Here is a 24,740-nt window from a genome sequence, read left to right as displayed (position 1 = left end):
GCGGCCACGGGTCAGGCAGAAGTCAGGTCTGTTATAAAATTGGTGATCAACTTAAACACATCTGCAAACTCAGTGAGTGGTAACTGCGCGGCGTGGTCCTGGGAGTTGTGGTAGGCGGCGGTGCCCCCCAAGGTATAAAAGAAGAAGGCTGGCACGCCTGCCTCAGAAAAAGGGTAGTGGTCGGAGTTGGCGGCTTTGCCCCGGCTCCTGATCTGCTTCAGGTACTGGTGCTGCTCATTCAGGCGCTGCAAGAGGTCAAATTCCTGCGTGTGCACTTTGCCGTTCACCACCATCAGCCCCTCTTCGCCGGTGCCCAGCAAGTCGAGGTTTAGCAGAAAGCGGATTTGCCGGAGCGGGAACAGCGGGTTTCGGGTGTAGTGGAAAGAGCCCAGTAGCCCCGCCTCTTCGGCTGCAAACGCAATAAACACTATACTATACTTGGGCTTGTTCTCTGGCCGGGAATAGTACGCTGCCAGTTCCAGCAGCATGGCTGTGCCGCTGGCGTTGTCGTTGGCACCCGGGAAGTATACGTCATTGCCCTGGCCTCCCAGGTGGTCGTAGTGTGCCGTGATCATGATCACAGAATCCGGCTGCTGCGTCCCCGGTATCATGCCTATCACATTCTGCGTCTTGTATTTTGGGTTGAGGCCAGCGCCTACCTCAAAGCTTATGCTTTTTGCCTCTTTCGGCCATTTGCTTTGCAGCACCTCCAGCACTGGCAGCGGGTGCTGCTGCGAAGACACAGAGGTAAGCAGCGCGTTTGGCTGAAGTATAATATGTAGCCTGGCTTGCTGCAGTTGCCGCTGATAAGGCTCCGGTAATTTGGCGATTCGTTGCTGCTCTTGCTGCTGGTACACGATAGCTTTGTCAGCCAGCTTTTGGCTGAAGAAGGCTTGGGCCGCCCTGGCATCGGAAAAAATGGCTGTATCAAGCGGTATCACTTTTGCTGTTCCCTTGCCTGATCCGGTGGCGGCGTTGGCCACAAAGTCCTTGCCCGGCGTCAGGGCCTGCCCGTTTACACGTAGCTGCGGTGTGGAGGGGATGATGTTCACAGGGAAGCTGAATTCCTGGAGGTAGGACGAACCGATTGGCTGCAGCCCCATCTCCTGAAACCTGTTTTTGATGTACTCTGCAGCCTTTTTATCTCCTTTAAAAAGATAGCCGCGGCCGTGCATGGTGGCGGAGGTAAGGGTGTCGATGGTCTGGTGCACACGGGACATATCTTGCGCCAGAGCGGTGGCCGTGCAGCCGTACAGCAGCAGGAGCGAGGCAATGATTCTGTTCATACCTGTAAGATAGCAAAAACAGTTATTTGCCACACCCACAAGTATAATTTAACCGTGTTGGGAAACCTGGGACAAGGAGGGAGCTACGCTACCAGGTATAAATCCACTTAAATACAAGTATCCCGATCAGGCAGCCGATAGTGTTGGACAGGACATCAAAAATGTCGCCTTCGCGGCCAATGTTGAGAAAGTGCTGCAGCAGTTCAATGAAAATGCCAAAGGCAGTGCTGATGAGCAGGCTGGAGCGGATGGCGTTGCGGTTGAGGTAGGGGTGGGAATGCTGCTTTGAGAGTCCTACGATCATCAGGAAAGTGAGCACGCAAAACAGGAAAACATGCGCCATGGAGGCGATGGAGAAGAAATTCCAGCCCGAAACGGATGGAAGAGAAGAAGAGGGCAGCAGTGTCAGCACAAGCATCACCGCTGCCCAAAGGATTGTAAACAGGTTGTAGCGAAGTATCAAACCTAAGGCTACCTCAGCTTACTGACCAATTACTTCACGATAGCCTTCTACTGTCAGCAGGCTTTCCAACTGGCTCGCATCGTCGATAGACATTTTAATGATCCAGCCGTCGCCGTAAGGATCAGAGTTCACCAGCTCAGGGCTGTTCTCCAACTGTTCGTTGAATTCCAGCACAGTGCCGCTTAGGGGGCTGAAAAGGTCAGAAACAGTTTTTACGGCCTCTACGGTACCGAACACATCTTCCTGGTTGATCTGCTTGTCAACTGTGTCGATGTCAACATATACGATGTCGCCCAGTTCGCTCTGTGCAAAATCAGTGATACCCACAAAAGCCACATCGCCTTCTACGCGAATCCACTCGTGATCTTTGGTATACTTCAGGTTCTCAGGTAAGTTCATTTGTTCTGTATGTTAAGATTGTCCGTCAAAAATACGGCCTTTTTCGCAATGCCAAAATTTTATTGCAGACTTACGCGCAGTTGTATGCCCCCCTCGGTAACACTGTTGCGGAATGAGGTTGATATTTTAGGATCAGACACCGTGCGCAACACATAAAACTGCAGGTTCAGGCGTTGGCTCAGTACGTAGTCGATGGTTGGGCGCAACTGCAACTGGCGCGTACCATTCGTAATTTGGTTCTGGCTGATCTCCTCGCCGCTGTCGTCCTCAGAGATGGCCCGCTGCACCGTCTGGTTGTCGCGCACCGAGAAATCAAGGCGCATCGTCAGCTCATTTTCCAGTGTTTTGCGTTCCCCACCGATCTTAAACGGCAAACGGAAATGATTCGTGGTATAGCCAAAGCCGATCACATAATCTTTCACATTCGTCTCCGTTATCTGCGCATTTGTCAGGTTCAGCGACAGGTTGCGCTCCACCTTATACTCAATGCGGCCGGTCAGGTTATTCTTGGTTCTGAAGTTAACGCCCAACAGCGGCGCCAGGCGCTCAGTCACCGTCAGCTGGTTTACGATATAATACTGCTCCAGCCTGCCGAACTGGTTCAGCTGCGTCGGGAAGCCGTTCGGCTCCTGGTTGTACGCCAGCGAGGTAGTATAGCTGGTGATGTTGTAGCTGGCGTTGTAGGCGTGCAGCAGGCTTATCTGGCTAAACCACTCCTGGAAGATTGGCAGGCGCTCCAGCCCGTTGTATGTAACCGCCCAGTTCGGAATCGGCAGGCGGCTGAACGGGTTTTTGGCCTCTGCCTCGTATCCGTTAATGTCGCGCCCTTGGTACGCATACAGGAACGACTTGAGCAACACCTCCTGCGAGTTGAGCGCATAGCCCGAATCCTCTGCGGCAGGGTTAGCCATAGTTAGCTTCTCCCGTACAATGTGGCGGTTGCGGATAAAGCTTTCGAAGGCATTTGAGAAGCCGTCTTCTGTAGACTCAAACAAAGTGCCCAAAGCCAGAAACGACGTGCTGAACGAGCCGGATGTGAATGGGTTCTGGCGCAGGTCTGTGTCGCTAATGTTGCCGAAATCGTCGGTCTCCTTGCGGTAAAACACTTCCTCTATCTCTGACTTGGTACGGCGCACATCCACGGCAATGTTAAAGTTGCGGAACGGCTCCAGGTTGGCACGGCCGGTAAACGTTTCGGTATGAATGCCGCTGAACGGCGTGTTCAGGTACTGGCTGCTGTCGGTGTACCAGCCGCTGCTGTTTGCCTGCGCATACAGCTCGTCCAGGTCGTACTGCTTGCCAAGTATAAACGGCAGCCCCGGTGCCTCAAAGCCATCATCAAACCCGAAGAACCTGGTGTCGGGCAGGTAGCCGGGCAGCAGTGTGCCGCGGTTCTCCAGGTACGTTACGTTCAGCGAGCGCGTCATCAGCAGCACCCGTGCCACTGACTTGATAAACTTCAGGTCAGGCTTTGATGCTGCAGCTGCGGTGTCGGTGGCTGCTGCGGCTGGTGCTGGCCTGGCAGGTACAGGGGCGTTTACGTCCTTCAGGAACTTCACCTTGTTGTAGAGCTTCACCAGGTCCACCCGGCCATTAGCGCTAAATTCCACGTTGTTCTCGGCCGTGTTCCCCAGCTTAAAGCTCGCTTCCTGGTTCAGCGCCGTGGAGCCCGCCGTCCAGATATAGGAGGTGGCGTAACGGGTGTCGGCACTTAACCAGTCGGTGAGGGGAAACTTGTCGAATGGCAGCTTGTAGTTTAGGGCGATCAGCTGGTTAAAGTTGGTGTTACGGCCTCCGTTTGCCAGGTTCTCCCAGATCGTCTTGTTCTTGTAAGCCAGTGAGTCCACTTCATTGTTGATGCGGCCGTCCGGTTCGTCTATCACCGCGCGGTTGGTGGCCGTGTAATCTAGCGACAGGCTCTTGGTCAGGTCCCAGCGCATGTCGTAAATCCGGTTAAAGTAAAACGACTTCTGGAACGTAGGGGCAATGCCGCGGGTGGTGATAAACCTTGTTTCCGGGTCAGGGCGCTGCAAGTATGTTTCGTTGTAGAAACGGTTCAGGTCTGCACGCACTGAAAAGCGGCTCGGAATCAGGGTAAAGTTGAAGTCCTTGATCAGGCGCAAGTAAGGCGAGTTCAACTTTTCGCTGTTGGCGAAAGGCTCGTAGCTTTTCGGCTTCGTATCGTAGGTATAGGCAATGGCACCGGTATAGGTTTTGGTATAGTTGCGGTCCGTTTCGATGTCGGTGTACAGGCGCTCGGCATAGGAGTAGGAGAAGGCGAAGTTCTCGATATCGTAGATATGCGCCTTGGCCTCCGGGTTCACGCGCTCCTTGCGCACATTTAGCAAGCTGATGCTCTTGCGCGTTTCCTGCGTGATCACCTCTTTCCGGTATGCATCCCGGGCGTCATCATCGTCAAACTTACTCAGCGACTGCTCCAGCGGCACGTCCTTGTCGAGCGGGTCGTACTGGGGCTCGGCTGTGGTCACGCCGTACTGTACCGTCATCGGCACCTTTACGCCCCACTGCTCCGGCAGGAACTTATCCAGCACCATGTTGGCGCTCACGTCGAACTGGGCCACGTCCTCGCGCGAGCGCAACGACAGCGGCTGCTGCAGCCCGCCGAAGCCAACCGTAGTATAGGCGCCCGTGGCCGTCACGTTTGCGAAATCGGCCAGCTTGGCATTCATACGGGCAGTAGAGGCCCATCCGGTCTTGTTCACAAAATCCGTCACGCGCAGTTCATCCACCCAGATACAGGCCGAAAGGGGACGGGAATCACCGCCTCGCTGCGATGGGTTGCGGATACCGATCATGATGCCCTCTACTTCGCTGAAGTCCGGGTTACCCACTACGCGGATGATTTTGCCATCTGCGGTAGTTACCGTGAACGGCACGAAAATATTGCCCGGGGCATCCGTGTTTCGCTTTACCTTGGCGTCCACCAGTTCCTGCAGCGTAATGTTGATTTCGTTCTCGTTTGGCCAGATGGCTGTCGCGATATTGCTGCCGGCAGGAGTAAACTTAAGTGGCACCACATACTCATAATAATTCTGGGTGAAGTCTGTTCCAATACGTACAAACGCCTGCAGGTCACCATCCTGTACCGATGGGTCTTTGGACTCGGCATGTACAAACATTTTCAGCTGCTTATAGGCCAGCATGTCCAGCGAAAGGTTTTTATAGACGGCCTTCGAGAAGGAATCTTTCAGGTCTTCGACGCACAACTGCAGCGACTGCTCGTTCTGGCGGCGGTCGTTGGTGGAGGAGTAGTCGCGGAGGCGGTCGATGCCAGGCGGCAGCACATACGGAATGTTGGTGTCGGTGTTTGTGTTAGTCGGGCCGTTTTCCTCAATATTTACTGTGGATACCGTAAAGCTGCGGGCATCGTCGGTACAGGTAAGGCAAGGCGTTCCCTCTGTCAGCGGCTTCTCAAACTTGCGCCACTGGTTTGCCACAAACTGGAACTGCACCATACGCAACAGCACCGGATCCGAAAACCCGGTCATGTACATGCGCATAAAGCGCACCGACTTAAAGCCATCGATGTTGCCAACGGTGCCGGTAGGCTGGCGCACGGGCACACGGAACTGGTACCAGGTTACCTGCTGTCCGTTCTTATCGTTTGTGCTGGTTACTTTATCTACAATGTAGTTCTGGCCCACCTCCAGTTGTTCCGGACTTAGGTTGATCTTGTACTCGAAGTACTGCTCCAGGTCGTTGATAACGTTGTCGCCGTTCAGGTCTTCTTTGTCGGGGAAGGCATAGTTGGAGTAAATGCTGTTCTCCGGAGAGTTATTCTCCATGCCGTTGTAGTTCTTGTAGCGCTGCAGCACGCCCGCATTCAACTGGTCGTAGCGTGGGTCGAGGTGGTGCAGGAAGTTATCGGCAGAAGGATCATCCACCACGCTTTGCGGTGGTGTACCTGCTATCCGGTTCAGGAACGGCTGCCGGAAGTAATCTGCCTCTGCGGCGTCATTCAAGCCATCCAGACCAATATCCTGGAACTGGCGTCCGCCAGGAACACCTGTAAAGGCATCTGTTAAGAACTGCTGCTGCGTAATAAGACCCCAGTCGGTTTTCTTCAGGTTCTGCGCATCGTTTGCGGATGTTGGCAAGCCGTTCTCAAACGCGTACAGGTCATCCTCCAGCACATCCTCCGATACGTTGCCGAGGTTCAGCACCAACTGGCCCGGGTCTTTTGGATTTACATTACTGCCAAAAGCGCCATCCCTACCATACTGGCCTGCAATGAACGGGTCCATCAGCCAGAATTCCATGTACTCGATGTTGGCGTTGTCGAAGTCAGTGTCAAACGAAATCTCACGGCTGATACCACCCCAGTTTCTGCGCGGGTCATCGGCCAGCAGGCCCTGTGTCGTTAAGTTCGGGTTATAGTTGTACTGCCCACGCTCACGAGGGTAGTAGGCCAGGTCAAATGTATACTCGTAAGTATTAGTTATTTCGGCGTCGCGGTTCGGGAATAGCTCGTTTCTCCAAATACCGCGTACGTAGTTGTTCTTCAGTTCCTCATCCGTTATACTTCCCGGCTTCCGGTTGTCTGAGTTGCGGTAAAATATCTGGTCGATGGTATACCAGGCCAGTTTTGCGCGGTTGTAGGAGTACTGCAGGCCAGGGCCAGGCACCAGCGGTGCCGGTGTGGCCGCCAGGCGCCAGGTGCTGTTGTTAAAGCCACCCAGGTTATAAGGCGTTTCGGCTCCTTCAAAGTCATCAATGTAAGAGGCACCGTCTTCGTTTGCACTTGATTTGGACTTGGAGGGCGCCAACTGGGCAAATTCGCCACTGAAGGTAATTAGCGACGGCACCTTGGTCTGAATCAGCGGGATGGCATCCACAAACCGTGTCAGCATCCGCGACTCCTTCTGCATGTTCAGGTCGAGGCCGTAAATGGTGTTGTTGGTGGGCTCATCGCCTATACTTACCCGGTTGATGTACGACTGCTCATTCAGGTGCAACACAGTGGCTCCGATGTTCACATCATCGCTCAGGCGGTAGTCGAAGCGCGCGCCAAGCATGGTGCGGGGCTGTATGTTCAGCAGTTCGGCTTTCTCGTAGGTTACGCGCAGGTCGTTGGCAGAGCTAAGGTAACTTGGGTTCAGGATCTTGATGCGGCCAAGGTCGTAGAACACCTGGTAATCGGTGCCTTCTATCAGCCTGGTGCCACCCGAGTATACCACCACAGAGCCTTCCGCAATCTGGAAGCCCGGCAGCATAATTTCATCCGAAGAAGTAGATTTAACGCGGCCCGTGAGGTAGAACTTTGCTTTTACGTTGTTCTGCTGCGCATCGGTCTGTGTCTGGTCGTAGAGTTCCTGGAACACGTACTGGTCTATCAGGGCGGGGTTTCCTTCCAGTCTGCTCGCCAGGTAATCACCGAACGGCTCTACCTGCGGGAAGAAGATACGGCCTGTCTCGGTATCAATGGTGATGCCAGGCAGGAAGTCGAAGTTGCCGTCGCTCGGCCTGTCGTTGTTGGAGTTAACGTTGTCGAGGTTAAAGACCTCCACTAAGGGTATGTTCCGGATCGGGCTTGGCTCTTTTATACTTGTCAGGTCCACGCCCGTCTCATCGTCTTTGTAGATGATCTGCAGCCTGAAATCCTCGCGGTTTACCTGCGTGGCATCCAGCGCGTACACGTTTTTCATCATCAAATCCCAGGTAGGGAAATTCAGGGATGGGTTGGTGGCGCGCAGCAACTTCATGTGGATCACCTTCTCCGAGTCCAGGTTCTGGTAATCGTTGATCAGTTCACCTACCTGGTAGGTCTTGCCGTTATACGTATACTCAAAGGCGATGCCGAGCACCTGGTCGGGCAGCAGGGCAGAGTTAAGCGAGATATAGCCCAACTGCGGGTTAAAGCGGTACTCGTTAGGCTCCAGCTTGCGCGCCCGCACATGCTCAAAGTCTGTTCCCTTCTCCAGCCCTAAGGACTGCAGGTAACTATCCACCCGCGCGTTGTCACGTGCCTGGCTGTTAGGGGGAGAAATCAGGCTGTACAAGGTGTTGGCCTGGTTGTCGGCCGGAGCGGTGGCCGGGCGGCCATTTTCGAAGCGCTCACGGTAAGGGTCAGCCTCACCCAAGTCCATGTAAGCCACAATGTTACGCAGGTTCTCGGTCTGGCGGCTGTTGTTGGTCACATACAGTTCCACGCGGCGAATCACGATGCCAGAGTTTACCAGGGGCAAAGGCCTGAGGGCCTCGTTGTAGCGGCCCCGGAAAAACTGAGACAGAAAGAAGTGGCGGTCACGGTCGTACTCATCCACCCGAATCTCGAAAGGCCTGTTCTGCCCGCCGTTCTGGATAATGACCTCATCGTTGGTGCCGCGCAGGCTGGAGGCAATGGTGGTTACGCCTAATCGCCCAAACTGCAGCTGCGCCTTGATACCAAACAGGTTCTGCGCACCCGTTATCAGGGAGTTGTTCAGGGGCAGGCTTACGTTACCGGCCTCTATCTTGCGGATAATCTCTTCTTCGTAACCCGTGTAATCCAACTTCATGTTGTTCTCGAAGTCGAAGTTGGCGTTGTTGTCCCAGTTAAAGTTCAGGCGCAGTTTCTCGCCGATCTGGCCCACCAGGTTCAGGGAAATGTTCTGCTCAAAGTCGAAATCGCCGGTGCGCTGCTGGCTAAGCGGTATCGTCGGGTTCTCGTTGCGGTTAAAGCGCGCTCCGAATTTAAGCGACACGTTTCCGTTTGGCTGAATGTCCACGTAGTTGCCGCCAAAGATGCGGTCGAACATCGGGCTGATGTACAGCTTGGGAATCAGGCGGTTGCTGCTCACCACGCTTTCGCCATCCAGACCAGATGACTTGGCGCGCCAGTAATTGCGGATGGCTTCGCGCTGCTGCCACTCTGAGTAATCGCGCAGCGACATGGAGGAGGGCGGACGGTACAGTACGCTGTCGCCGATTGTCTCGGTAATATTGTACTGCTGCAGGCTGTCGTCAAGCTCTACGTTCAGGTGCAGGTTGCTGGGCTGGCCCAGCAGCAAGGGAGAGGAGCTTGGCCGAGCGCCGAAGGGGCTGCCATACCTGTCGGATGGAACAAACGTAGGCTTGCGGCTGGGAATATACTTGGTGCTGTCCTTGCGGGCAGTGTCCTGCTGTGCCAGCAGGTTTTTGAGAAGGCCTGTTTTAAACCGGTGGGACGTGCGCAGCCCTTCTGCCTGCGCCAGCCAGGTAAGCAAAGAAATAGAAGCAACCAGGATCAACAGCAGGTTGTGCTTTTTACTTTTCCAGATCAAAATCAGGTATATTCTCTTATGAAGACTTCAAAGCAAACTTAATCAACTCCTCCACACTCAGGCTGCCGCTTTCGCGCTTGATAATCGCGTCGAGTGTTTTCTCTGCAACGTTTCTGGCGAAGCCCAGCGTCACTAATGCTGATAACGCCTCGGCACGGTTTGTATTGTGCGAAGCAGCAGGTGCCGAAACATCGGATAGCAACACCTCTTTCTTGATTTTGTCCTTTAGTTCCAGGATGATGCGCTGAGCCGTTTTGGCCCCGATTCCCTTTACGTTCTGGATAGTGCGCACATCCTCCCGCACAATCGCCTGCTGTATCTCCTCCACCGACAGCGAAGACAGGATCATGAGCCCCGTGTTGGGGCCCACGCCTGAGATCGATATCAAATGCAGGAACGCGTCTTTCTCGGCAATGGTGGCAAAGCCATACAAGGTATGGGCATCCTCCTTTATGTTCAGGATAGTATGCAGCTTGCAGCGCTCACCGGCAGGCAGGGCAGAATACGTACTCAGCGAAATCTTGATCTGGTACCCCACACCGTTCGTTTCGATGATGACGTAAGTGGGGTCCTTGTGCGTTAACTTGCCATCTATGTAGGCTATCATCTATATACTTTGCTTGTTATAGTTCTGGGCGTCTACCGCAGCAATAGCCACAATGTTCACGATATCGCGAATAGAGGAGCCTAGCTGCAGAATGTGTACTGGTTTGCGCATGCCCATCAGTACCGGGCCAATCACTTCTACGCCGCCTATTTCCTGCAGCACTTTGTAGGCAATATTGCCGGATGCCAGCGTTGGGAACACCAGCGTGTTGGCGCCTCTCTCTGCCAGCTCGCTGAACGGATAATGCTCGCGCAGCAGGTTGCGGTTCAAAGCAGTGTTCGCCTGCATCTCCCCGTCGATGAGCAGTTCCGGGTAGCGTTGCTTGGCTTTGCGCACAGCCTCGGCACCTTTACTCGGAATATCGCCACCCACCGAACCGAAGTTGGAGTAGGAAAGCATGGCCACGCGTGGCTCTGTATCAAAAAAGCGTACCGTACGGGCTGTCAGACCGATGATATCAACCAATTCGTCGGCGGTTGGGTTCACGTTTACGGTGGTGTCGGCAAAGAAATACGGCTCTTTCTTGCCAAGTATAATGTACATACCCGCCACCTTGTTGATGCCCTCTTCCACCCCGATCACCTGCAGCGCTGGCGAAATGGTTTTAGAGTAATCGCGGGTCAGGCCTGAGATCAGTGCATCGGCCTCTCCGGTGTCCAGCATCATGCTGCCATAGTAATTGCGGTCGCGCATTAAACGCTGGGCATCAAACAGCGTCAGGCCTTTGCGCTGGCGCCGCTCAAACAGGATCTGGGCAAACTCCGCACGCTTTTCGCCTTCCTCATACGTGTCTATGATGCGCACGCCCTGCAGGTCCATGTTGTTTTCGTCGATGATGGCTTGGATGCGCTTGCGGTTTCCCAGAAGTATGGGGTTAGCAATACGCTGCTCGTTTACGATCTGGGCAGCCTTCAGGATTTTGTAATGATCGGCCTCGGCAAAAACAACGGTCTTCACGTCCTTCTTTGCCTGAATCGTGATGCGTGACATCAGTTTCTGGTCAATGCCGATGCGCTCCCGCAGTTCATCCTCGTAGGCTTCCCAGTCGGTGATGGGCTTGCGCGCCACGCCGCTCTCCATGGCGGCCTTTGCCACGGCAGGGGAGATGGTGGTGATCAGGCGCGGGTCCAGCGGCTTCGGGATCAGGTATAAACGGCCAAAGTTAATGGTGTTGTCGCCGTAAGCCTTGTGCACCAGTTCCGGCACAGGCTCCTTTGCCAGTTCAGCCAGTGCGTGTACGGCAGCCAGCTTCATGGACTCGTTAATTTCCGTGGCACGCACATCCAAGGCGCCCCTGAAGATGTAGGGGAAACCCAGCACGTTATTTACCTGGTTTGGATGGTCCGAGCGACCCGTGGCCATGATCAAGTCCTCGCGGGTAGCCATCGCCTCCTCATAAGGGATTTCCGGGTCCGGGTTAGCCAGGGCAAAGATGATCGGATCAGAGGCCATCAATTTTACGAGTTCCGGTGCCAGCACATTACCGGCAGAAAGACCAACGAACACATCCGCGTCCTGCATTGCCTCCGCCAACGTGTCAATCTTGCGCATGGTTACGAACTGCGCCCGGTAAATATCAAGGTCGTTGCGCTCTGGGCGTATGATGCCGTCCTTGTCGAACATCACGATGTTGTCGAGGTGCGCACCGAGGGCCACGTATAGTTTGGTGCAGGCAATGGCGGCGGCCCCGGCCCCATTGATTACCATTTTGATCTCGCCGATTTTCTTCCCCGTCAGTTCCAGGGCATTCAGCAGAGCGGCAGCCGAGATAATGGCTGTACCGTGCTGGTCGTCGTGCATCAGCGGAATGTTCATTTGCTCCTTCAGCGCATTCTCAATCTTGAAGCTTTCCGGGGCCTTAATGTCTTCCAGGTTAATGCCGCCGAAGGTAGGCTCCAGCGATTTCACGATGCGGATGAACTCCTCGGGGTCGTTACAGTCAATCTCGATGTCAAACACATCGATGCCTGCGAACTTTTTGAACAGTACGCCTTTTCCCTCCATCACCGGCTTGGAGGCATCCGGGCCAATGTTGCCCAGGCCCAGCACCGCTGTACCATTTGATATAACGCCCACCAAGTTTCCCTTGGCGGTATATTTGTATACATTGTCTTTATCTGCGTGAATCTCTTTGCAAGGCTCGGCAACGCCGGGAGAATATGCGAGGGCCAAATCGTGCTGCGTGCTTACCATCTTGGTGGGTACTACCTCAATCTTGCCTGGTTTACCCTCCATGTGGTAGTTCAGGGCATCCTCTCTGTTAACTTTAATCATAAATGCGTGTGGTGTGTAATAGTTGTTCGCTCACCTGGGTTAAAGTGTAGCTGCTTTAAGCAAACCTTATTTGGCTAAAGACCAATTTTGTAAGAAAATACGGTTAATCCAAAGTTGAGCCTCCAAAGATAAGCGGTGCATAACTCAGGCAGGCAGGTTTTGTGTTTTTTTTGATGCGGGGAAATGCCATTGCCTCTGAAAATTAAAAAGCACCCTCTGAAGAGAAGGTGCTTTTGTTTGTTGCTTCTACAGTGGCCTAGCTCAGGATGAGTTTCTGCCCGGGCTTGATGGCGTTATCTTTCAGGTTGTTCAGCTTCTTTATCTGCTCCACTGGAATGCCGTTATACTTCCTGGAGATTTGCCAGAGCGTATCCCCCGGCTGCACATGGTGAATTAACTGCTCCTGCGGCTGCACGATCTGTTTAGCCGGGGTTTCCTTTGTGGTTGTTTTGTTGGAGGCTAAAACCACAGGGGTGCTGACAACTGGTTCGGCGGCCTGTGCAGGCTGCAGTAACTGCAGCTTCTGTTCCGGCATCAGCTTGTTGCTGGCCAGGTTGTTCCATTCCTTTAGCTGCTCAATGGTTACGTTATGGCGTTGGGCTATCTGTGTCAGGTTGTCGCCGCGCTGTACCGTATAAGTTGTTTTCTCCAGGCTGGACGTTGCCTCTGTTTCCGTTGCCGGCTCAGCTTCCTTCTTTACAGCGGCAAGCATAACAGGCGTCTCCTGCGGCTTAGGTTGTGGTGCCACGGGCGCGGCAGCCATCAGAATACACCTCTTATCGGCAGCGGAGGCCAGCAACGCGGCACGGTTTGCTGGTACGCGCAGTTTATAGTTGTTTTTCTGATCTGGTAGCTTTGTTTTGGTGATTTCCGGGTTCAGCGCCATCAGTTCCCCCGGCGTCAGGTGCAGTTCCCAGGCCAGTTTCTCCAGGTCCATGGCCTGCGTTACCTCCAGGTAATCCACCTGCGGGGCGTAAAGTATAGAGTCGGAGAAAATGTTGTGCTCCCCGGCATAGTTCATGGCATAGCGCACGGCCGTCATACTAGGTACATAGCCCCGGGTTTCGCGCGGCAAGTATGGGAAGATCTCCCAAAATGTTTTTTTGCCCCCGCCGGCTCTGCGAATTGCTTTGTTCACGTTGCCCTGGCCACAGTTGTACGCTGCCAAAGCCAATTCCCAATCGCCGTCGTAGTACTTGTGCAGGCGGCGCAGAAAACGCATGGCCGCATCCGTGGACTTTTCCGGGTCAAGGCGCTCATCCGTGAAAGAAGTTTGCTCCAAGCCATATTCACGGCCTGTGGGTTTCATAAATTGCCACAGACCCGCGGCACCCACTGGGCTCTGCGCCTTTGGCGAGAGGCCTGACTCTACAATGGAAAGGTATTTAAGTTCATCCGGCATGTCGTACTTCTTGAGGTATTTCTCAAAAAGCGGGAAGTACACGTTCTCGCGCTGCAGCATGGTTCGCGTATACTTGCGGTTGCGGATGGTAAAGTAATCGATGAAGTTCCTTACATAGTTGTTGAACACGAGCGGAATCTCAGAGTCCAGGCAGCTCAGGCGGTCTGCAATTACCTCGTCGGGCTCGTTGGGGATAATTTCTACGAGCAAAGCCAGCTCCTCGGGGGTGAGTTGCACGGCACCAGGCTTCAGCGAATCTTTGGGTGATACCAAAGGGGCTTCAAACAAAAGGCTATGGCTGGCAGCCTGGGCATCAACTGCCCAGATGCTGCCAGCCATAGCCGCAAGCAATGTAAAGAACTTACTGTAGGTCATGATATGGTTTATGCTTCAACGGATATCTTGTCCAGTATATAATTCGAGAAGGCAAGTAAAGCCGGCTCCTCAAAAGAACGCGTCATTAACTGCAACCCGATGGACAATCCGTTGGTGTCGCGGCCAACTGGGATAGAGATGGCTGGAACACCGGCTAAAGAGGCCTGCACCGTAAAAATATCGGCCAGGTACATGGCCAACGGGTTTGCTGTATTCTCTCCCAGCTTAAAGGCTGTAGTAGGAGCAGTAGGCAAGATAAGGAAATCATATGCCTGAAGCAACTCGTCGGTCTTCTCTTTTATCAAGCGCCTTACTTTCTGTGCCTTAGTATAGTAGGCGTCATAATAGTCGGCGCTAAGCACAAAGGTGCCGAGCATAATACGGCGCTGTACTTCGTGGCCAAAGCCCTCGGCCCTGGTCTTTTTATAGAGTGATGTAAGGTCTGTAGCGTTGTCGGAGCGGAAGCCATACTTCACGCCGTCAAAGCGGCCCAAGTTAGAACTGGCTTCGGCGGTGGTCAGGATATAGTAGGTTGGCACCATGTAGTCCAGGTACGGGAACTCCACTGGCTCCACCTCATGCCCGGCATCCTTCAGCATGTCTTTTACATTCAGGATGGCGTCCTTTACTTCGGTGTCCAACCCCTCACGCTCAAAGCAGTCGCGGATGTAGCCAATCTTATACTTCTTATCGGCCTGTAGCAGCTCACTGTAGGCAGGCACTTCACGCTGACTGGCGGTGCTGTCAAGTCCGTCCGGTCCGGCCACTACTTCCAGCAACAACGCAGCATCCTCTACACTTTTGGTGATAAAGCCGATCTGGTCGAAGGAAGAAGCGTAGGCGATGAGGCCATAGCGGGAGATGCGGGAGTATGTAGGCTTGAAGCCTACCACACCGCAGAAAGAAGCGGGCTGGCGCACGGAGCCGCCGGTGTCAGAGCCAATGGAGGCAAGGCACAGGTCTGCCTGCACGGCCACAGCCGATCCGCCCGAAGATCCTCCGGGCACGCGGGCAGGGGCATCAGCGTTTAACACATCACCGAAAGAGGAATTCTCGTTGGAAGCGCCCATGGCAAACTCATCGCAATTCTGGCGACCGATTATAATGGCATCGGCATCCAGCAGGCGCTGCACGGCAGGGGCGGTATAAAGCGACTTAAAGCCATTCAATATCTGGCTGGAGGCCTGCAGGCTGTGGTCTTTGTAAGCCAGCACGTCTTTTAGCCCAATCACCATACCGGCGAGTTTGCCGGCCGTGCCATTGGATATTTTCTGGTCTACAGCATCTGCCTGCGCAAGTGCCTCCTCCTCAAATGTTTCCAGAAAAGCGTTTAGCTGGGCTTTCTCTTTTATGTTGTGCAGGTAGTGTTCTACCAATTGCCGGCACGAAACCTGCCCATTGGCCATGTCTGTGCGGATGTCGCGGAGCGAGTTATACTGTCTCAATCTTTTTTGGACTTAGGGTCGTCTTTAATGGATTGCTCTAGTTCGTGCTTAATTTCATTTGTTGCGTCCTTAAACTCACGGATGCCGCGCCCCATGGAGCGGGCGAAGCCGGGAATCTTGTCGGCGCCAAACAACAATAAGAATGCGGTCATAACGACCATCATTTCTCCTAATCCCAGGTCCCCCAGGAAAAGGAAAACAGTGGTAAGGCACATGGTGTTGCTACCTTATATTCTTTCTAAACTATTACTTCGTGGTCGAGTTATCGTCCTTCACTGAAGTTTCGATATCATTCTTGATCTCCTTGGTGGCATCTTTGAACTCACGGATACCGCGGCCCAGACCTTTGGCTAGCTCAGGAATACGCTTGGCACCAAAAAGCAACAGAATGGCAAGCAGGATAAGTAAAACTTCCGTGCCTCCCAGGCCTCCCAGAAATAAGAAAACGTTGGTGATAACCATATCATTAATGTTTAAAAGTGTGATACAAAATTAAGGCTATATTTTTAATAAACCCATAACAGGCAGTATAAGTTTAAAGTGCGCCGCAGCAAGGATTTTATTAAATGGCCTTCCCCATACGTACGAGTCAAATCAGCTGCCCGGTTTTACCCCATATTTTTCCGTCACCCGCAAAGCTGTATTTCCCCCTGTTGCGGGCTTCCTGAATTTGGAAAGTACATGTCCTGTTATTCCCACCCTTGGAATGTGTTTGAGGGGCCTGTCGGATGCTGCTGTTGATTATCAGGTTGTTGCGCCTGAGTACCAAGTTGGCACAACCCTTGTATATAGATGATGTAGGCACACGAAAGGCATGGGATATTTGTACTCAGGCAGGAAGTGCTGAAATTAGCAGAGCCGCTGTTAATTTACAACCAAAAAGCAACTTACAGGCTGTATTTGCTGTTATTAGGGTAGAAGGTAAAAATATATTGCAACCTTTATCTTTAAATAGAAGTATAGTAATACACAGATTCACTAAGTGATCGTTTTTTTACCTTGTGTTGCATATTAACAAATGAGGTTGTAATTTAGATTCATGAAATCGTTGCAGGCCCAAGCTTGCGTTTAGATAAAAATATTAAGTTTGTTTTCATAGCTTGGAAAGGCACCCTACACTGTGGGGTGTTTTTTTATTTTAAATCTTGCTGTTGTGCTTCAAACACAAACACAAACAGCCTTCTTTTACCAGAACTACTCCTTGGGGGAGGAGTAGTTCGAAACAGAAAAGCCACCGCATTTGCGGTGGCTTTTCTGTTTTAAAAACCTTTTGAGGCTGTTCTACCTGAAGTTACTGGGTAAGGTATGCATGTACGTTTACTTTACTTCCGGCTGATCCATTCCTCTGGATTCATGTTGGAGCTATTCTTCCAGATTTGGAACTGCAGCTCGGTTGTGCCGTCTGAGTCGGTATACACGGTGCCGATGGTGTCCTTGATTTTGACCGTTTGACCGGGCTTCACATTCACCGTCTTTAGCTTGGCATACACGGTAAAGTACTCGCCGTGCTGAATCATCACAATGTTGTTCATGCCCGGTACCGAGGCCACTGTCAGCACCTTGCCCTCAAAGATGGCTCTGGCGGGTACATCCTGTGCTGTCTGAATGTCTACCCCGCGGTTTTCTACCACTACCCCTTTCAAAACCGGGTGGTTGTGGCGGCCAAACTTTTGGGAGATAAAGCCGCGCTCCACCGGCCAGGCCAGGCGGCCCTTGTTGCCGGCAAACGAGGAGGAGGTAAGGGCCATCTCAGGCGTAAGCGTTACCTTGTTTGAGCTGCCGCTCGTGGCCTTGCCTGCCTCACGGGCTGCCCGTGCTGCACGTGCAATCTCTTCCCGCACGATGTCGGCGATCAGGTTGTCCAGTTTCTTCACGGCCTGCTGCCGGCTGGCCACCTCTTGCTTCAGGTTGCTTTCCTGCTTGCTTAGGCTGCTGATCACTTCGGCCTGCTGCGATTTGAGGGAATGCAGGTTCTTGCTCTCGGCTACCTGCTTGTTGAGCAGGCTTTCTTTCTGCTTTCTTTTTGACTCAAGTATGGCTATTTGTCCGCTGAGCACCGCCTGCACTTTGCTGATTTGCTCCACCTGTTTTTTGCGGGCTTCGGAGTACTGCTGCAGGTAGCGCAGGCGCATCACAAACTGGTTAAAGGAGTCGGCGGCAAACAGGAACATGAGTTTGTTGTAGCTATTGGCTGACTTGGCGGCGGCATACACCATGGTGGCATACTCGGCTTTCAACTTATCCAGGTCGTTTTGCAGGGAGCCCACCAGGCCCTCCGTCTCCCTTACATCAGAATCGATATAATTAATTTCGCGGGAAATGTTGCTGATGACGCCTTTTTGAACGGCTATCTTCTCCTGTATCGCGTTTAGCTCGCCGATAGAAACCTCTTTCTTTTTCTTGGTTTGCTGCAGAATCCGATTTGCTTCTTTGATGCGGTTGAGGTTTTCTTTCTTCTCCTTCTCAAGTTGCGCCTTGCTCTTTGTTTTCTGAGCCTGAGTAGCCAGCGGCAGGCATAGGAGCAGCAGGAAAAAAGTGAATCTGTAAAGGGCGTTCATCACAAGGGTGGTTCTTCTTCTCTAGGGTTACAAAGATGGCAAAACTATAACGGAAGAACCAACAGCCTGATATATTTAATTAGTAGAGACGCGCTTATAGCCATCGGGCACACTGAATGGAAAGGCGAGGGGAGCATCGGCAACCGTTACGCGGCTTTGCTCCAGTTTAAAGTCCGACATCTGGCCTTTTTGCTGTACCTGTGCCGCCAGCCCGTGTGCAAACAGGACCTGGCCGATGTTCTGGAAATTATTATACTTCACTGTAATGGTGTTGCCGGTGTTTCTGTCCTGCACATTCAGTTGCTGCACCTTACTGTTCAAGTTGCCGATAAAGTAATCGAAGGTGAGGTTCTCGTGCTGTTGCTGTACCTGCTGCAGCCCTTCGGCCTGCATTACCTTTTCAGTGCCCTGTGCCTGGTAATTGCCTAGCAGGATAGCCTGCAGCACATCAAAGGAAATATCCACCTGAAACTTATTGCGCAGATACGTATAATCAGTGGCTAAGTATTCTTTTTGCAGGCGGTTCATCAGAAACACAGAGTCCTGAGTCATCATCATGCGCGCCGCCTCAATGCCCAGACCCGGCAGAACTGATACCCAGATCACACTATCCTTCTTCATCCGGATGCTTACGCCGGAGGTAAGGTCGCTGTTTTTGGTGTTGATGGAGACCTGGCCTTTGCCGCTAAGGTAGCTGAAATCCAGATTGCTGACATTTACTTTGCCGATGGTTTCAGTGGAAGCAGAGGCTGTGGTGGGTACCGCCTCTTTCTTGCAACCTGCCAGGAACAGGATGCCCAGCAGGCAAAGCAACAGGTGTTTACTCATAGAGTTTTTTGTCTTTTATCTTTCTGTCGATAAAGGCAGAGGCTTCGCCCTTCAGCTTGGCTTTCTGCCACTGGCTCACGGCCTCCTCGTGTTTGCCTAATTTGTAAAGTACATCGCCGTAATGCTCCACCAGGGTAGCGTCATCTGAAATAGCCACCGCTTGTTCCAGGTATTTGCGCGCCTCCGTATAATTACCCGATTTATATAGTACCCACGCATAGGTATCGAGGTAGGTGGGATTGTTGGGGTGCAGCTTTACGAGGCGCTCAGACATTTCTTTCGCGCGATCGAGCTTCTCGTTGCGCAACGACAGAAAATAGCTGTAGTTGTTGAGCACATGCTCGTTGTTGGCGTCTACCGCCAATACTTCCTCATATGCCGCATCCGATTTCTTATACTCTTTTAAGGAGTTGTAGCCATCTCCCAGTTGCATGTTAAACTGCGTGACAAGCGCTGGTTCGCTGCCGGAAAGGCGCTTGCCATACTCCAGTGATTTTACGGCTTTCTCAAAGTTTTTGGTGATGAGGTGGCCCGTTCCGCTGTAAAACCAGAACACGGCCTGGTTGGGGAACAACTCAAGTGCCTGCTCGGCGTGTTTTACCAGTGCCTCTGGCTGCTCCAGTTCGGCATCCAGCAGCACAATCTGCTGCCAAATCTTAAAATGGGAATTATCCAGCGCTACGGCTTTGATGTAGTTGTCGCGGGCCGCCTCCTTCTTGCCAACAATGGTCTGCAGGTCGCCGGCCACGGCATAAGCCTTGGCTTCACTGGGGTGGTTTTGTATCGTCAGGTCTACCAGTTCCAGCGCCACGCTCTCAATCTGGGGGTTGGGCAGCTGCCGGATGAAGTCTACCAGAATGCGTACTTTGGTGTCGATGTCGAGCTGTGGGTTGGCAAAGGCAAGCTTTACTTCTTTGTTAGAGGTGGCAATATCGCCTTTCTGGCGGCTTAGGTCCGAAAGCATCAGGTGGGCGAACGGGTTGTTCGGCTCCACTTTCAGGGCCTTATTTAAGGTAGCAATGGCTTCATCGGTCCGCTGAATGGCATTATACAGCTCAGCCTGGGCCAGGTAATAATTGATTTCAGTGGGGTTTGTTTTCAGCAGTAGCTCGCCTTCGGCAATGGCTTTGTCTACTTTTTTCTGGCGCAGGTAAATCTGCTGGCGGTTTACGTGCAGTTGCTCCATGTCGCCGAACTGCTTCTCAATGCGGTCGTAGGTGCGTAGGGCATTATCGTACTGCGACTGAGCCAGGTATAAATCGGCCAGGTTAAAGAGGTACTCGTCTGAATTCGGAACGTTCTGCAGCAGGTCGTTGAAGGCCTGGGCGGCAGCGTCGTACTGTTTCTGCTCGCTGTGCAACTGCGCGAGCAACAGGTAGTAATAAGCGTTTTTCTTTTCCAGCTTCACGGCAGCCTGTGCAAAAGGCATCGCCGAGGCAGACTCCTTCAGTTGCAGGTAAGTTTCGCCTATCTTATAATTGAGGGCGGCGTTGTTGGGGGTAATGGTGTAGGCTTTTTGAAAAAGCTGGAGGGCTTGTTGGTAGTCCTCCAGCATAAAGTATTTCATTCCATCCAGAAACAGCGCCTCGCTCATCTGCCTGTCGTGCGCCGAGGGTGCTGGGGTCTGCTGCTGCACCGGGGCAGCAGCGGCTTCACGGGCTGCTTTCGCTTTCTTTTTAGACGACTGAGCCGTGCTTTCGCCCGTAGCAACCAGAGCCAGGCAGCAAGAGGCAAGTATGAGGTTTCTGAATGTTGTCATGTGTTACTCTGCAAGTGTATTGAAGTCGCCGAGGCTGAGATCAGACGGGCGGCCTTCATACACAACAAAGTTGCCAAGCATAGAGTTTGCAACGTTGCCGTTTTTGAGCTGCGTATTCTCCTGAATAATAGAGTTGCTCACCACAGAGTTGTGTACACTTGTGTTGTTTCCGATGGAAACATGCGGTCCGATCACTGAATTTGTGATCTGCGCATTTTCGCCAATGTATACCGGGGGAATGATCACCGCATTCTCCAACTTCGCTGATGAGGCTACCAAGCCTTTCTCATCCTTTATATACTCTAAATACCGCTGGTTAGTATATACTGTTGCGTTTTTATTTCCGCAGTCGAGCCACTCAGAGATCACGGCAGGTATAAACTTGGTGCCTTTGTTCTTCATGTTCTCCAGGGCGTTGGTCAGCTGGTACTCGCCTTTGTCCCGGATGTCGTTGTCGAGCAGGTACTGCAGCTCCTCGCGCAGATAGGCGCCGTCGCGGAAATAGTAGATACCGATAATGGCCAGGTCAGACACAAACGTCTCCGGCTTCTCCACAAAATCGGTGATCTCGTTGTTGTCGTTCAGCTTCACCACGCCGAACGGACGCGGGTCCTCTACGCGCTGCACCCAGATGGTACCGTCTGCGTTAGTGTCGAGTTGGAAGTCGGCTTTGAACAGGGTGTCTGCAAAAGCAACAACTACTTTACCCTCCAAAGAATCCTTGGCGCAAAGTATGGCGTGGGCAGTTCCGAGTGCCTCTTCCTGGTAAACGATCGTGCCTTTAGCTCCGATTTTTTCGGCGATGCCTTTCAGGTCCTGCTCTACTTTATCGCCGAAGTGGCCAATAATAAAGGCTACCTCCTCGATAGGCTCCTGGCATACTTTGGCAATGTCTTCTACCAGGCGCTGCACAATCGGTTTGCCTGCAATCGGAATAAGTGGCTTTGGAACGGTCAGCGTGTGGGGGCGCATGCGCTTGCCCATCCCTGCCATCGGAATAATAATCCTCATAGCGTTAGTTTTGTTTTTAATTGAAAAGAGCCGCAGCATCTGCTGGAGCTATATGATGTATTCGGTAATTCTATACTTTGTTTCGGACAACGTTATACTTGCCTGATGATGCGTTAGCGACTTTTGCCAGCGTGTGGCAAGTATAAATCGCGAATCATAACAATTCAGGCGGTACAAGTATAACTACTTCGTGCCCGTGCTGCCGTAGCCGCCTGCGCCACGCTCTGTGTCATCCAGCGCCTGGGCTTCCTGCCAGGCCACGCGCGCATATTTGGCTACCACCATCTGGGCGATGCGCTCGCCATCCTCCACCACAAAATCCTGGTCCGAAAGGTTTACGAGCAGCACCTTGATTTCGCCACGGTAATCGGCATCGATGGTGCCCGGGCTGTTCACAATGGAAATGCCGTGCTTGTAGGCCAGCCCGCTCCGCGGACGGATCTGCGCCTCGTGCCCCTCCGGCAGCGCGATGTACAGCCCTGTCGGGATAAGCGCACGCTGCAGTGGTTTCAACGTAACAGGCGCTTCTAGGTTTGCCCTCAGGTCCATGCCCGCGGAATGTATGGTTTGGTAGTTCGGTAAGTCGTGCTTTGATTGGTTAATGACCTTAACCTGGGCGTTCTGAATATCCATCAATACGAATTTAGAGATTAAAACTTAAGAAACCGAGGACGCTCCCTCAGTACTACCACCAAAGCAAAGGCGGCACATAGTGCCAGGTGGTACACGTGGCGCAACCAGAAATTCTCCACATCAACGCCTAATGCCAGCCATACCAGCCCAGCCGCCAGCAGCACGTAGCCTAGTATGGTTTTCACCGGGTAGGGGATGGGGTAGTGGCGGTTGCCCAGCAGGTAACTGGCCAGTGCCATGCTAAAGTAGCAGATAAGCGTGGCGATGGCCGAGCCCATGTAGCCAAGTATGGGTATGAGCAGCAGGTTGCCAAGTATGGTGACTGCCGCGCCGCCAAAGCTGATGTAGGTGCCGAAGCGGGTTTTATCCGTCAGCTTAAACCACACAGAAAGGTTGTAGTACACGCCCAGGAACAGGTTAGCCAGCAGCAGCACCGGCACCACCAGAATACCTTCGCGGTAGGCGGGGCTGCGAAGCAACAGCGCAAAATCCTCAAGATTGGCTGAGATGAAGAGGAAGATAAAGGCGCAGGCAATCACAAACCATTTCATGACCAGTGCAAAGGTCTGAGGCGAGTCCTTCTCCTCGGCCTGCGAGAAAAAGAACGGTTCGGCGGCATAACGGAAAGCCTGTATCGCCAGGGTCATGAAGATGGAGAGCTTGTAGCAGGCGCTATAGATACCCACAGCCGCCATATTGCTTTTGCCGGGGTAGAAGCCTTCCGGCAGCCATTCCTCCAGCAGAATACGGTCGAGGAGCTCATTTACGGCACCTGCCAGCCCCATGAACAGCAGCGGATAGGCGTAAGACAGCATCGGGCGCAGCAGTTCTGTATTCAGTTCAAACCTGAAACTGGAGAACTCTTTCCAGAGCATGGGAATGAGCAGGCCATTGGCTACCAGGTTGATGAGGAAAATATAGCCTATCCCAAAATCTGGATCATACACCGTAGTGACCAGCGGCCGCAGCCCCTGCAGGAAACTGCCGTTGTAGATGCCGTGGCAAAGCACCAGGAAGAACATGTTAGCCCCGACTGTGATCAGGATGTTGGCCAGCTTAAGGGAGGCAAATTTGATGGCTTTGTTCAGGAGCCGCAGCCGTGCAAACGGAATCGCCACAACCGCATCAATGGCAAGTATAACAGCGAGCCAGATAATGTACTCCTGCTGATCCGGAAAACCGATGGAGCGGGCAATAGTGCCTGATGCCGCTATGATCAGAGCTGAGAACAGCAGGCTGGTACAAAGAATAAGGCTGAGTACCTGGTTGTAGAGCCTATCTCTGTCAGCATCGGGCTTGTTGGCGAAGCGGAAAAAAGCTGTCTCCATCCCGAACGTATACAGGATGTTGAAGAAGCCCACGCCCGCGTACAGGTACGACACCACCCCATATTCTTCAGGCATGAACACATCGGTGTAGATAGGGACGAGCAGGTAGTTCAGGGCCCTGCCGACGATACTGCTTAAGCCATAGGCCGCAGTCTGCCCGACCAACTTCTTGGCTATACTCATTTATTCTATTTCAGGGTCGGGGGGAGATGTTTATACTTAGTTGCCTATGAAGTTGGCTTTGCGTTTCTCAACAAAGGCGCTCGTTCCCTCTACAAAGTCATCGGAGGCGCAGCAGCGGGCAAAGGCGTTGGCCTCTGTCTGGTAACCGTTCTCATCTTTGTTGAACACGGCATTCACGCACTCAATCACCAGGCCAATGGCCAGTGGCGCCTTGCTCATGATCTTCTGCAGTATTTCTGTCGCCTTTGCCAACAGCTGCTCCTGCGGCACTACATGGTTCGCCAACCCTAGCTGCAAGGCCTCCTGAGCCGTAATCATGTCAGCCGTTAGCATCAGTTCCATGGCTTTGCCTTTGCCAATGAGCTGCGTCAGGCGCTGTGTGCCGCCGTAGCCGGGCAGTAGTCCTAGGTTTACCTCTGGCTGGCCGAAGCGTGCGTTTTCTGAGGCCACGCGCAGGTGACAGGCCATCGCCAGTTCACAGCCGCCACCCAGGGCAAAACCGTTTACTGCGGCTATCACAGGCTTGTTGCTGCGCTCTATCATAGCGAACACTTCCTGGCCGCGCTCTGCAAAGCTGCGGGCGTTCACTTCGCTCAGCTCGCCTATCTCAGCAATGTCAGCGCCTGCCACAAATGCCTTCTGGCCGGCACCCGTCAGTATAACTCCCTTTATTTCGGGCGTGTCATATACGTACTGAATGGCTTTCCGAATTTCACTTATCGTGTCTATGTTCAAGGCATTTAGCTTGTCTGCACGGTTAACGGTGATCGTTAAGATACCGTTTTGCAGGTCTAGCAGAAGATTATCGTATGTTGCCATAGGTTTGTCAACTCTGGTTTTAAATCGTTTTCTTTGTCACAAATATAAGGAATTAGTTCAATCCTTAAACAGCCGGGCCTTTGGCCGCAGTGCAGTGGAACGCGGAGT

General features: G+C 52.8%; 17 protein-coding genes. All 17 read right to left on the bottom strand.

Annotated elements, in window-relative coordinates:
* Positions 1–11: 11 nt before the first annotated feature.
* On the bottom strand, positions 12–1,286 hold the full coding sequence (locus A0W33_RS05815; protein ID WP_068837281.1) for a M28 family peptidase: 1,275 nt from the start codon (positions 1,284–1,286) through the stop codon (positions 12–14).
* Between the two features lie 88 nt (positions 1,287–1,374).
* On the bottom strand, positions 1,375–1,749 hold the full coding sequence (locus A0W33_RS05810) for a VanZ family protein (RefSeq protein WP_229802210.1): 375 nt from the start codon (positions 1,747–1,749) through the stop codon (positions 1,375–1,377).
* 18 nt (positions 1,750–1,767) lie between these two features.
* The gene (gene gcvH, locus A0W33_RS05805; protein ID WP_068837280.1) at positions 1,768–2,148 is read right to left on the bottom strand and encodes a glycine cleavage system protein GcvH; all 381 of its coding nucleotides are present in this window, start codon (positions 2,146–2,148) and stop codon (positions 1,768–1,770) included.
* 59 nt (positions 2,149–2,207) lie between these two features.
* Positions 2,208–9,410, bottom strand: coding sequence for a T9SS outer membrane translocon Sov/SprA (gene sov, locus A0W33_RS05800; RefSeq protein WP_229802212.1), 7,203 nt, complete (start codon positions 9,408–9,410; stop codon positions 2,208–2,210).
* A gap of 16 nt (positions 9,411–9,426) precedes the next feature.
* A complete protein-coding gene (ruvA, locus tag A0W33_RS05795; RefSeq protein ID WP_068837279.1) occupies positions 9,427–10,017 on the bottom strand; it encodes a Holliday junction branch migration protein RuvA in 591 nt (196 codons plus the stop codon).
* On the bottom strand, positions 10,018–12,291 hold the full coding sequence (locus tag A0W33_RS05790) for an NADP-dependent malic enzyme (protein ID WP_172798093.1): 2,274 nt from the start codon (positions 12,289–12,291) through the stop codon (positions 10,018–10,020).
* A gap of 256 nt (positions 12,292–12,547) precedes the next feature.
* On the bottom strand, positions 12,548–14,068 hold the full coding sequence (locus tag A0W33_RS05785) for a lytic transglycosylase domain-containing protein (protein ID WP_068837278.1): 1,521 nt from the start codon (positions 14,066–14,068) through the stop codon (positions 12,548–12,550).
* Between the two features lie 8 nt (positions 14,069–14,076).
* The gene (gene gatA / locus A0W33_RS05780) at positions 14,077–15,513 is read right to left on the bottom strand and encodes an Asp-tRNA(Asn)/Glu-tRNA(Gln) amidotransferase subunit GatA (protein ID WP_068837277.1); all 1,437 of its coding nucleotides are present in this window, start codon (positions 15,511–15,513) and stop codon (positions 14,077–14,079) included.
* Positions 15,510–15,728: a Sec-independent protein translocase subunit TatA/TatB gene (locus A0W33_RS05775; RefSeq protein ID WP_068837276.1), complete on the bottom strand. Its 219-nt coding sequence runs from the start codon at positions 15,726–15,728 to the stop codon at positions 15,510–15,512. Before A0W33_RS05775 ends, gatA begins: the two co-directional genes overlap by 4 nt.
* Positions 15,729–15,759: 31 nt before the next feature.
* Positions 15,760–15,975 (bottom strand): twin-arginine translocase TatA/TatE family subunit, encoded by a 216-nt coding sequence (gene tatA / locus A0W33_RS05770; RefSeq protein WP_068837275.1) that lies wholly within the window; start codon positions 15,973–15,975, stop codon positions 15,760–15,762.
* 860 nt (positions 15,976–16,835) lie between these two features.
* The gene (locus A0W33_RS05765; protein WP_068837274.1) at positions 16,836–18,071 is read right to left on the bottom strand and encodes a murein hydrolase activator EnvC family protein; all 1,236 of its coding nucleotides are present in this window, start codon (positions 18,069–18,071) and stop codon (positions 16,836–16,838) included.
* A 75-nt stretch (positions 18,072–18,146) separates the two neighbouring features.
* On the bottom strand, positions 18,147–18,899 hold the full coding sequence (locus A0W33_RS05760) for a DUF4292 domain-containing protein (protein ID WP_068837273.1): 753 nt from the start codon (positions 18,897–18,899) through the stop codon (positions 18,147–18,149).
* Positions 18,892–20,658: a tetratricopeptide repeat protein gene (locus tag A0W33_RS05755; RefSeq protein ID WP_229802218.1), complete on the bottom strand. Its 1,767-nt coding sequence runs from the start codon at positions 20,656–20,658 to the stop codon at positions 18,892–18,894. Before A0W33_RS05755 ends, A0W33_RS05760 begins: the two co-directional genes overlap by 8 nt.
* Before the next feature lie 3 nt (positions 20,659–20,661).
* Positions 20,662–21,669, bottom strand: coding sequence for a sugar phosphate nucleotidyltransferase (locus A0W33_RS05750; protein WP_068839961.1), 1,008 nt, complete (start codon positions 21,667–21,669; stop codon positions 20,662–20,664).
* 183 nt (positions 21,670–21,852) lie between these two features.
* Positions 21,853–22,302, bottom strand: coding sequence for a dUTP diphosphatase (gene dut / locus A0W33_RS05745; protein ID WP_068837272.1), 450 nt, complete (start codon positions 22,300–22,302; stop codon positions 21,853–21,855).
* 17 nt (positions 22,303–22,319) lie between these two features.
* A complete protein-coding gene (locus A0W33_RS05740) occupies positions 22,320–23,813 on the bottom strand; it encodes a lipopolysaccharide biosynthesis protein (protein ID WP_068837271.1) in 1,494 nt (497 codons plus the stop codon).
* Positions 23,814–23,849: 36 nt separating this feature from the next.
* Positions 23,850–24,632 carry an enoyl-CoA hydratase/isomerase family protein gene (locus A0W33_RS05735; RefSeq protein WP_068837270.1) on the bottom strand — a complete coding sequence of 261 codons (783 nt, stop codon included), beginning with the start codon at positions 24,630–24,632 and terminating at the stop codon, positions 23,850–23,852.
* Positions 24,633–24,740 lie beyond the last annotated feature (108 nt).

This window comes from Pontibacter akesuensis (genome assembly GCF_001611675.1).
Lineage (GTDB): Bacteria > Bacteroidota > Bacteroidia > Cytophagales > Hymenobacteraceae > Pontibacter > Pontibacter akesuensis.
This window is presented reverse-complemented; position numbering and strand designations above follow the sequence as displayed.

Excerpts from the sequence above, each read along its gene's own strand:
- A0W33_RS05815 (WP_068837281.1), bottom strand. The coding sequence starts at position 1,286 with ATGAACAGAATCATTGCCTCGCTCCTGCTGCTGTACGGCTGCACGGCC.
- gcvH (WP_068837280.1), bottom strand. The coding sequence starts at position 2,148 with ATGAACTTACCTGAGAACCTGAAGTATACCAAAGATCACGAGTGGATT.
- ruvA (WP_068837279.1), bottom strand. The coding sequence starts at position 10,017 with ATGATAGCCTACATAGATGGCAAGTTAACGCACAAGGACCCCACTTAC.
- A0W33_RS05790 (WP_172798093.1), bottom strand. The coding sequence starts at position 12,291 with ATGATTAAAGTTAACAGAGAGGATGCCCTGAACTACCACATGGAGGGT.
- A0W33_RS05785 (WP_068837278.1), bottom strand. The coding sequence starts at position 14,068 with ATGACCTACAGTAAGTTCTTTACATTGCTTGCGGCTATGGCTGGCAGC.
- A0W33_RS05775 (WP_068837276.1), bottom strand. The coding sequence starts at position 15,728 with ATGTGCCTTACCACTGTTTTCCTTTTCCTGGGGGACCTGGGATTAGGA.
- tatA (WP_068837275.1), bottom strand. The coding sequence starts at position 15,975 with ATGGTTATCACCAACGTTTTCTTATTTCTGGGAGGCCTGGGAGGCACG.
- A0W33_RS05765 (WP_068837274.1), bottom strand. The coding sequence starts at position 18,071 with ATGAACGCCCTTTACAGATTCACTTTTTTCCTGCTGCTCCTATGCCTG.
- A0W33_RS05760 (WP_068837273.1), bottom strand. The coding sequence starts at position 18,899 with ATGAGTAAACACCTGTTGCTTTGCCTGCTGGGCATCCTGTTCCTGGCA.
- A0W33_RS05755 (WP_229802218.1), bottom strand. The coding sequence starts at position 20,658 with ATGACAACATTCAGAAACCTCATACTTGCCTCTTGCTGCCTGGCTCTG.
- A0W33_RS05750 (WP_068839961.1), bottom strand. The coding sequence starts at position 21,669 with ATGAGGATTATTATTCCGATGGCAGGGATGGGCAAGCGCATGCGCCCC.
- dut (WP_068837272.1), bottom strand. The coding sequence starts at position 22,302 with ATGGATATTCAGAACGCCCAGGTTAAGGTCATTAACCAATCAAAGCAC.
- A0W33_RS05740 (WP_068837271.1), bottom strand. The coding sequence starts at position 23,813 with ATGAGTATAGCCAAGAAGTTGGTCGGGCAGACTGCGGCCTATGGCTTA.
- A0W33_RS05735 (WP_068837270.1), bottom strand. The coding sequence starts at position 24,632 with ATGGCAACATACGATAATCTTCTGCTAGACCTGCAAAACGGTATCTTA.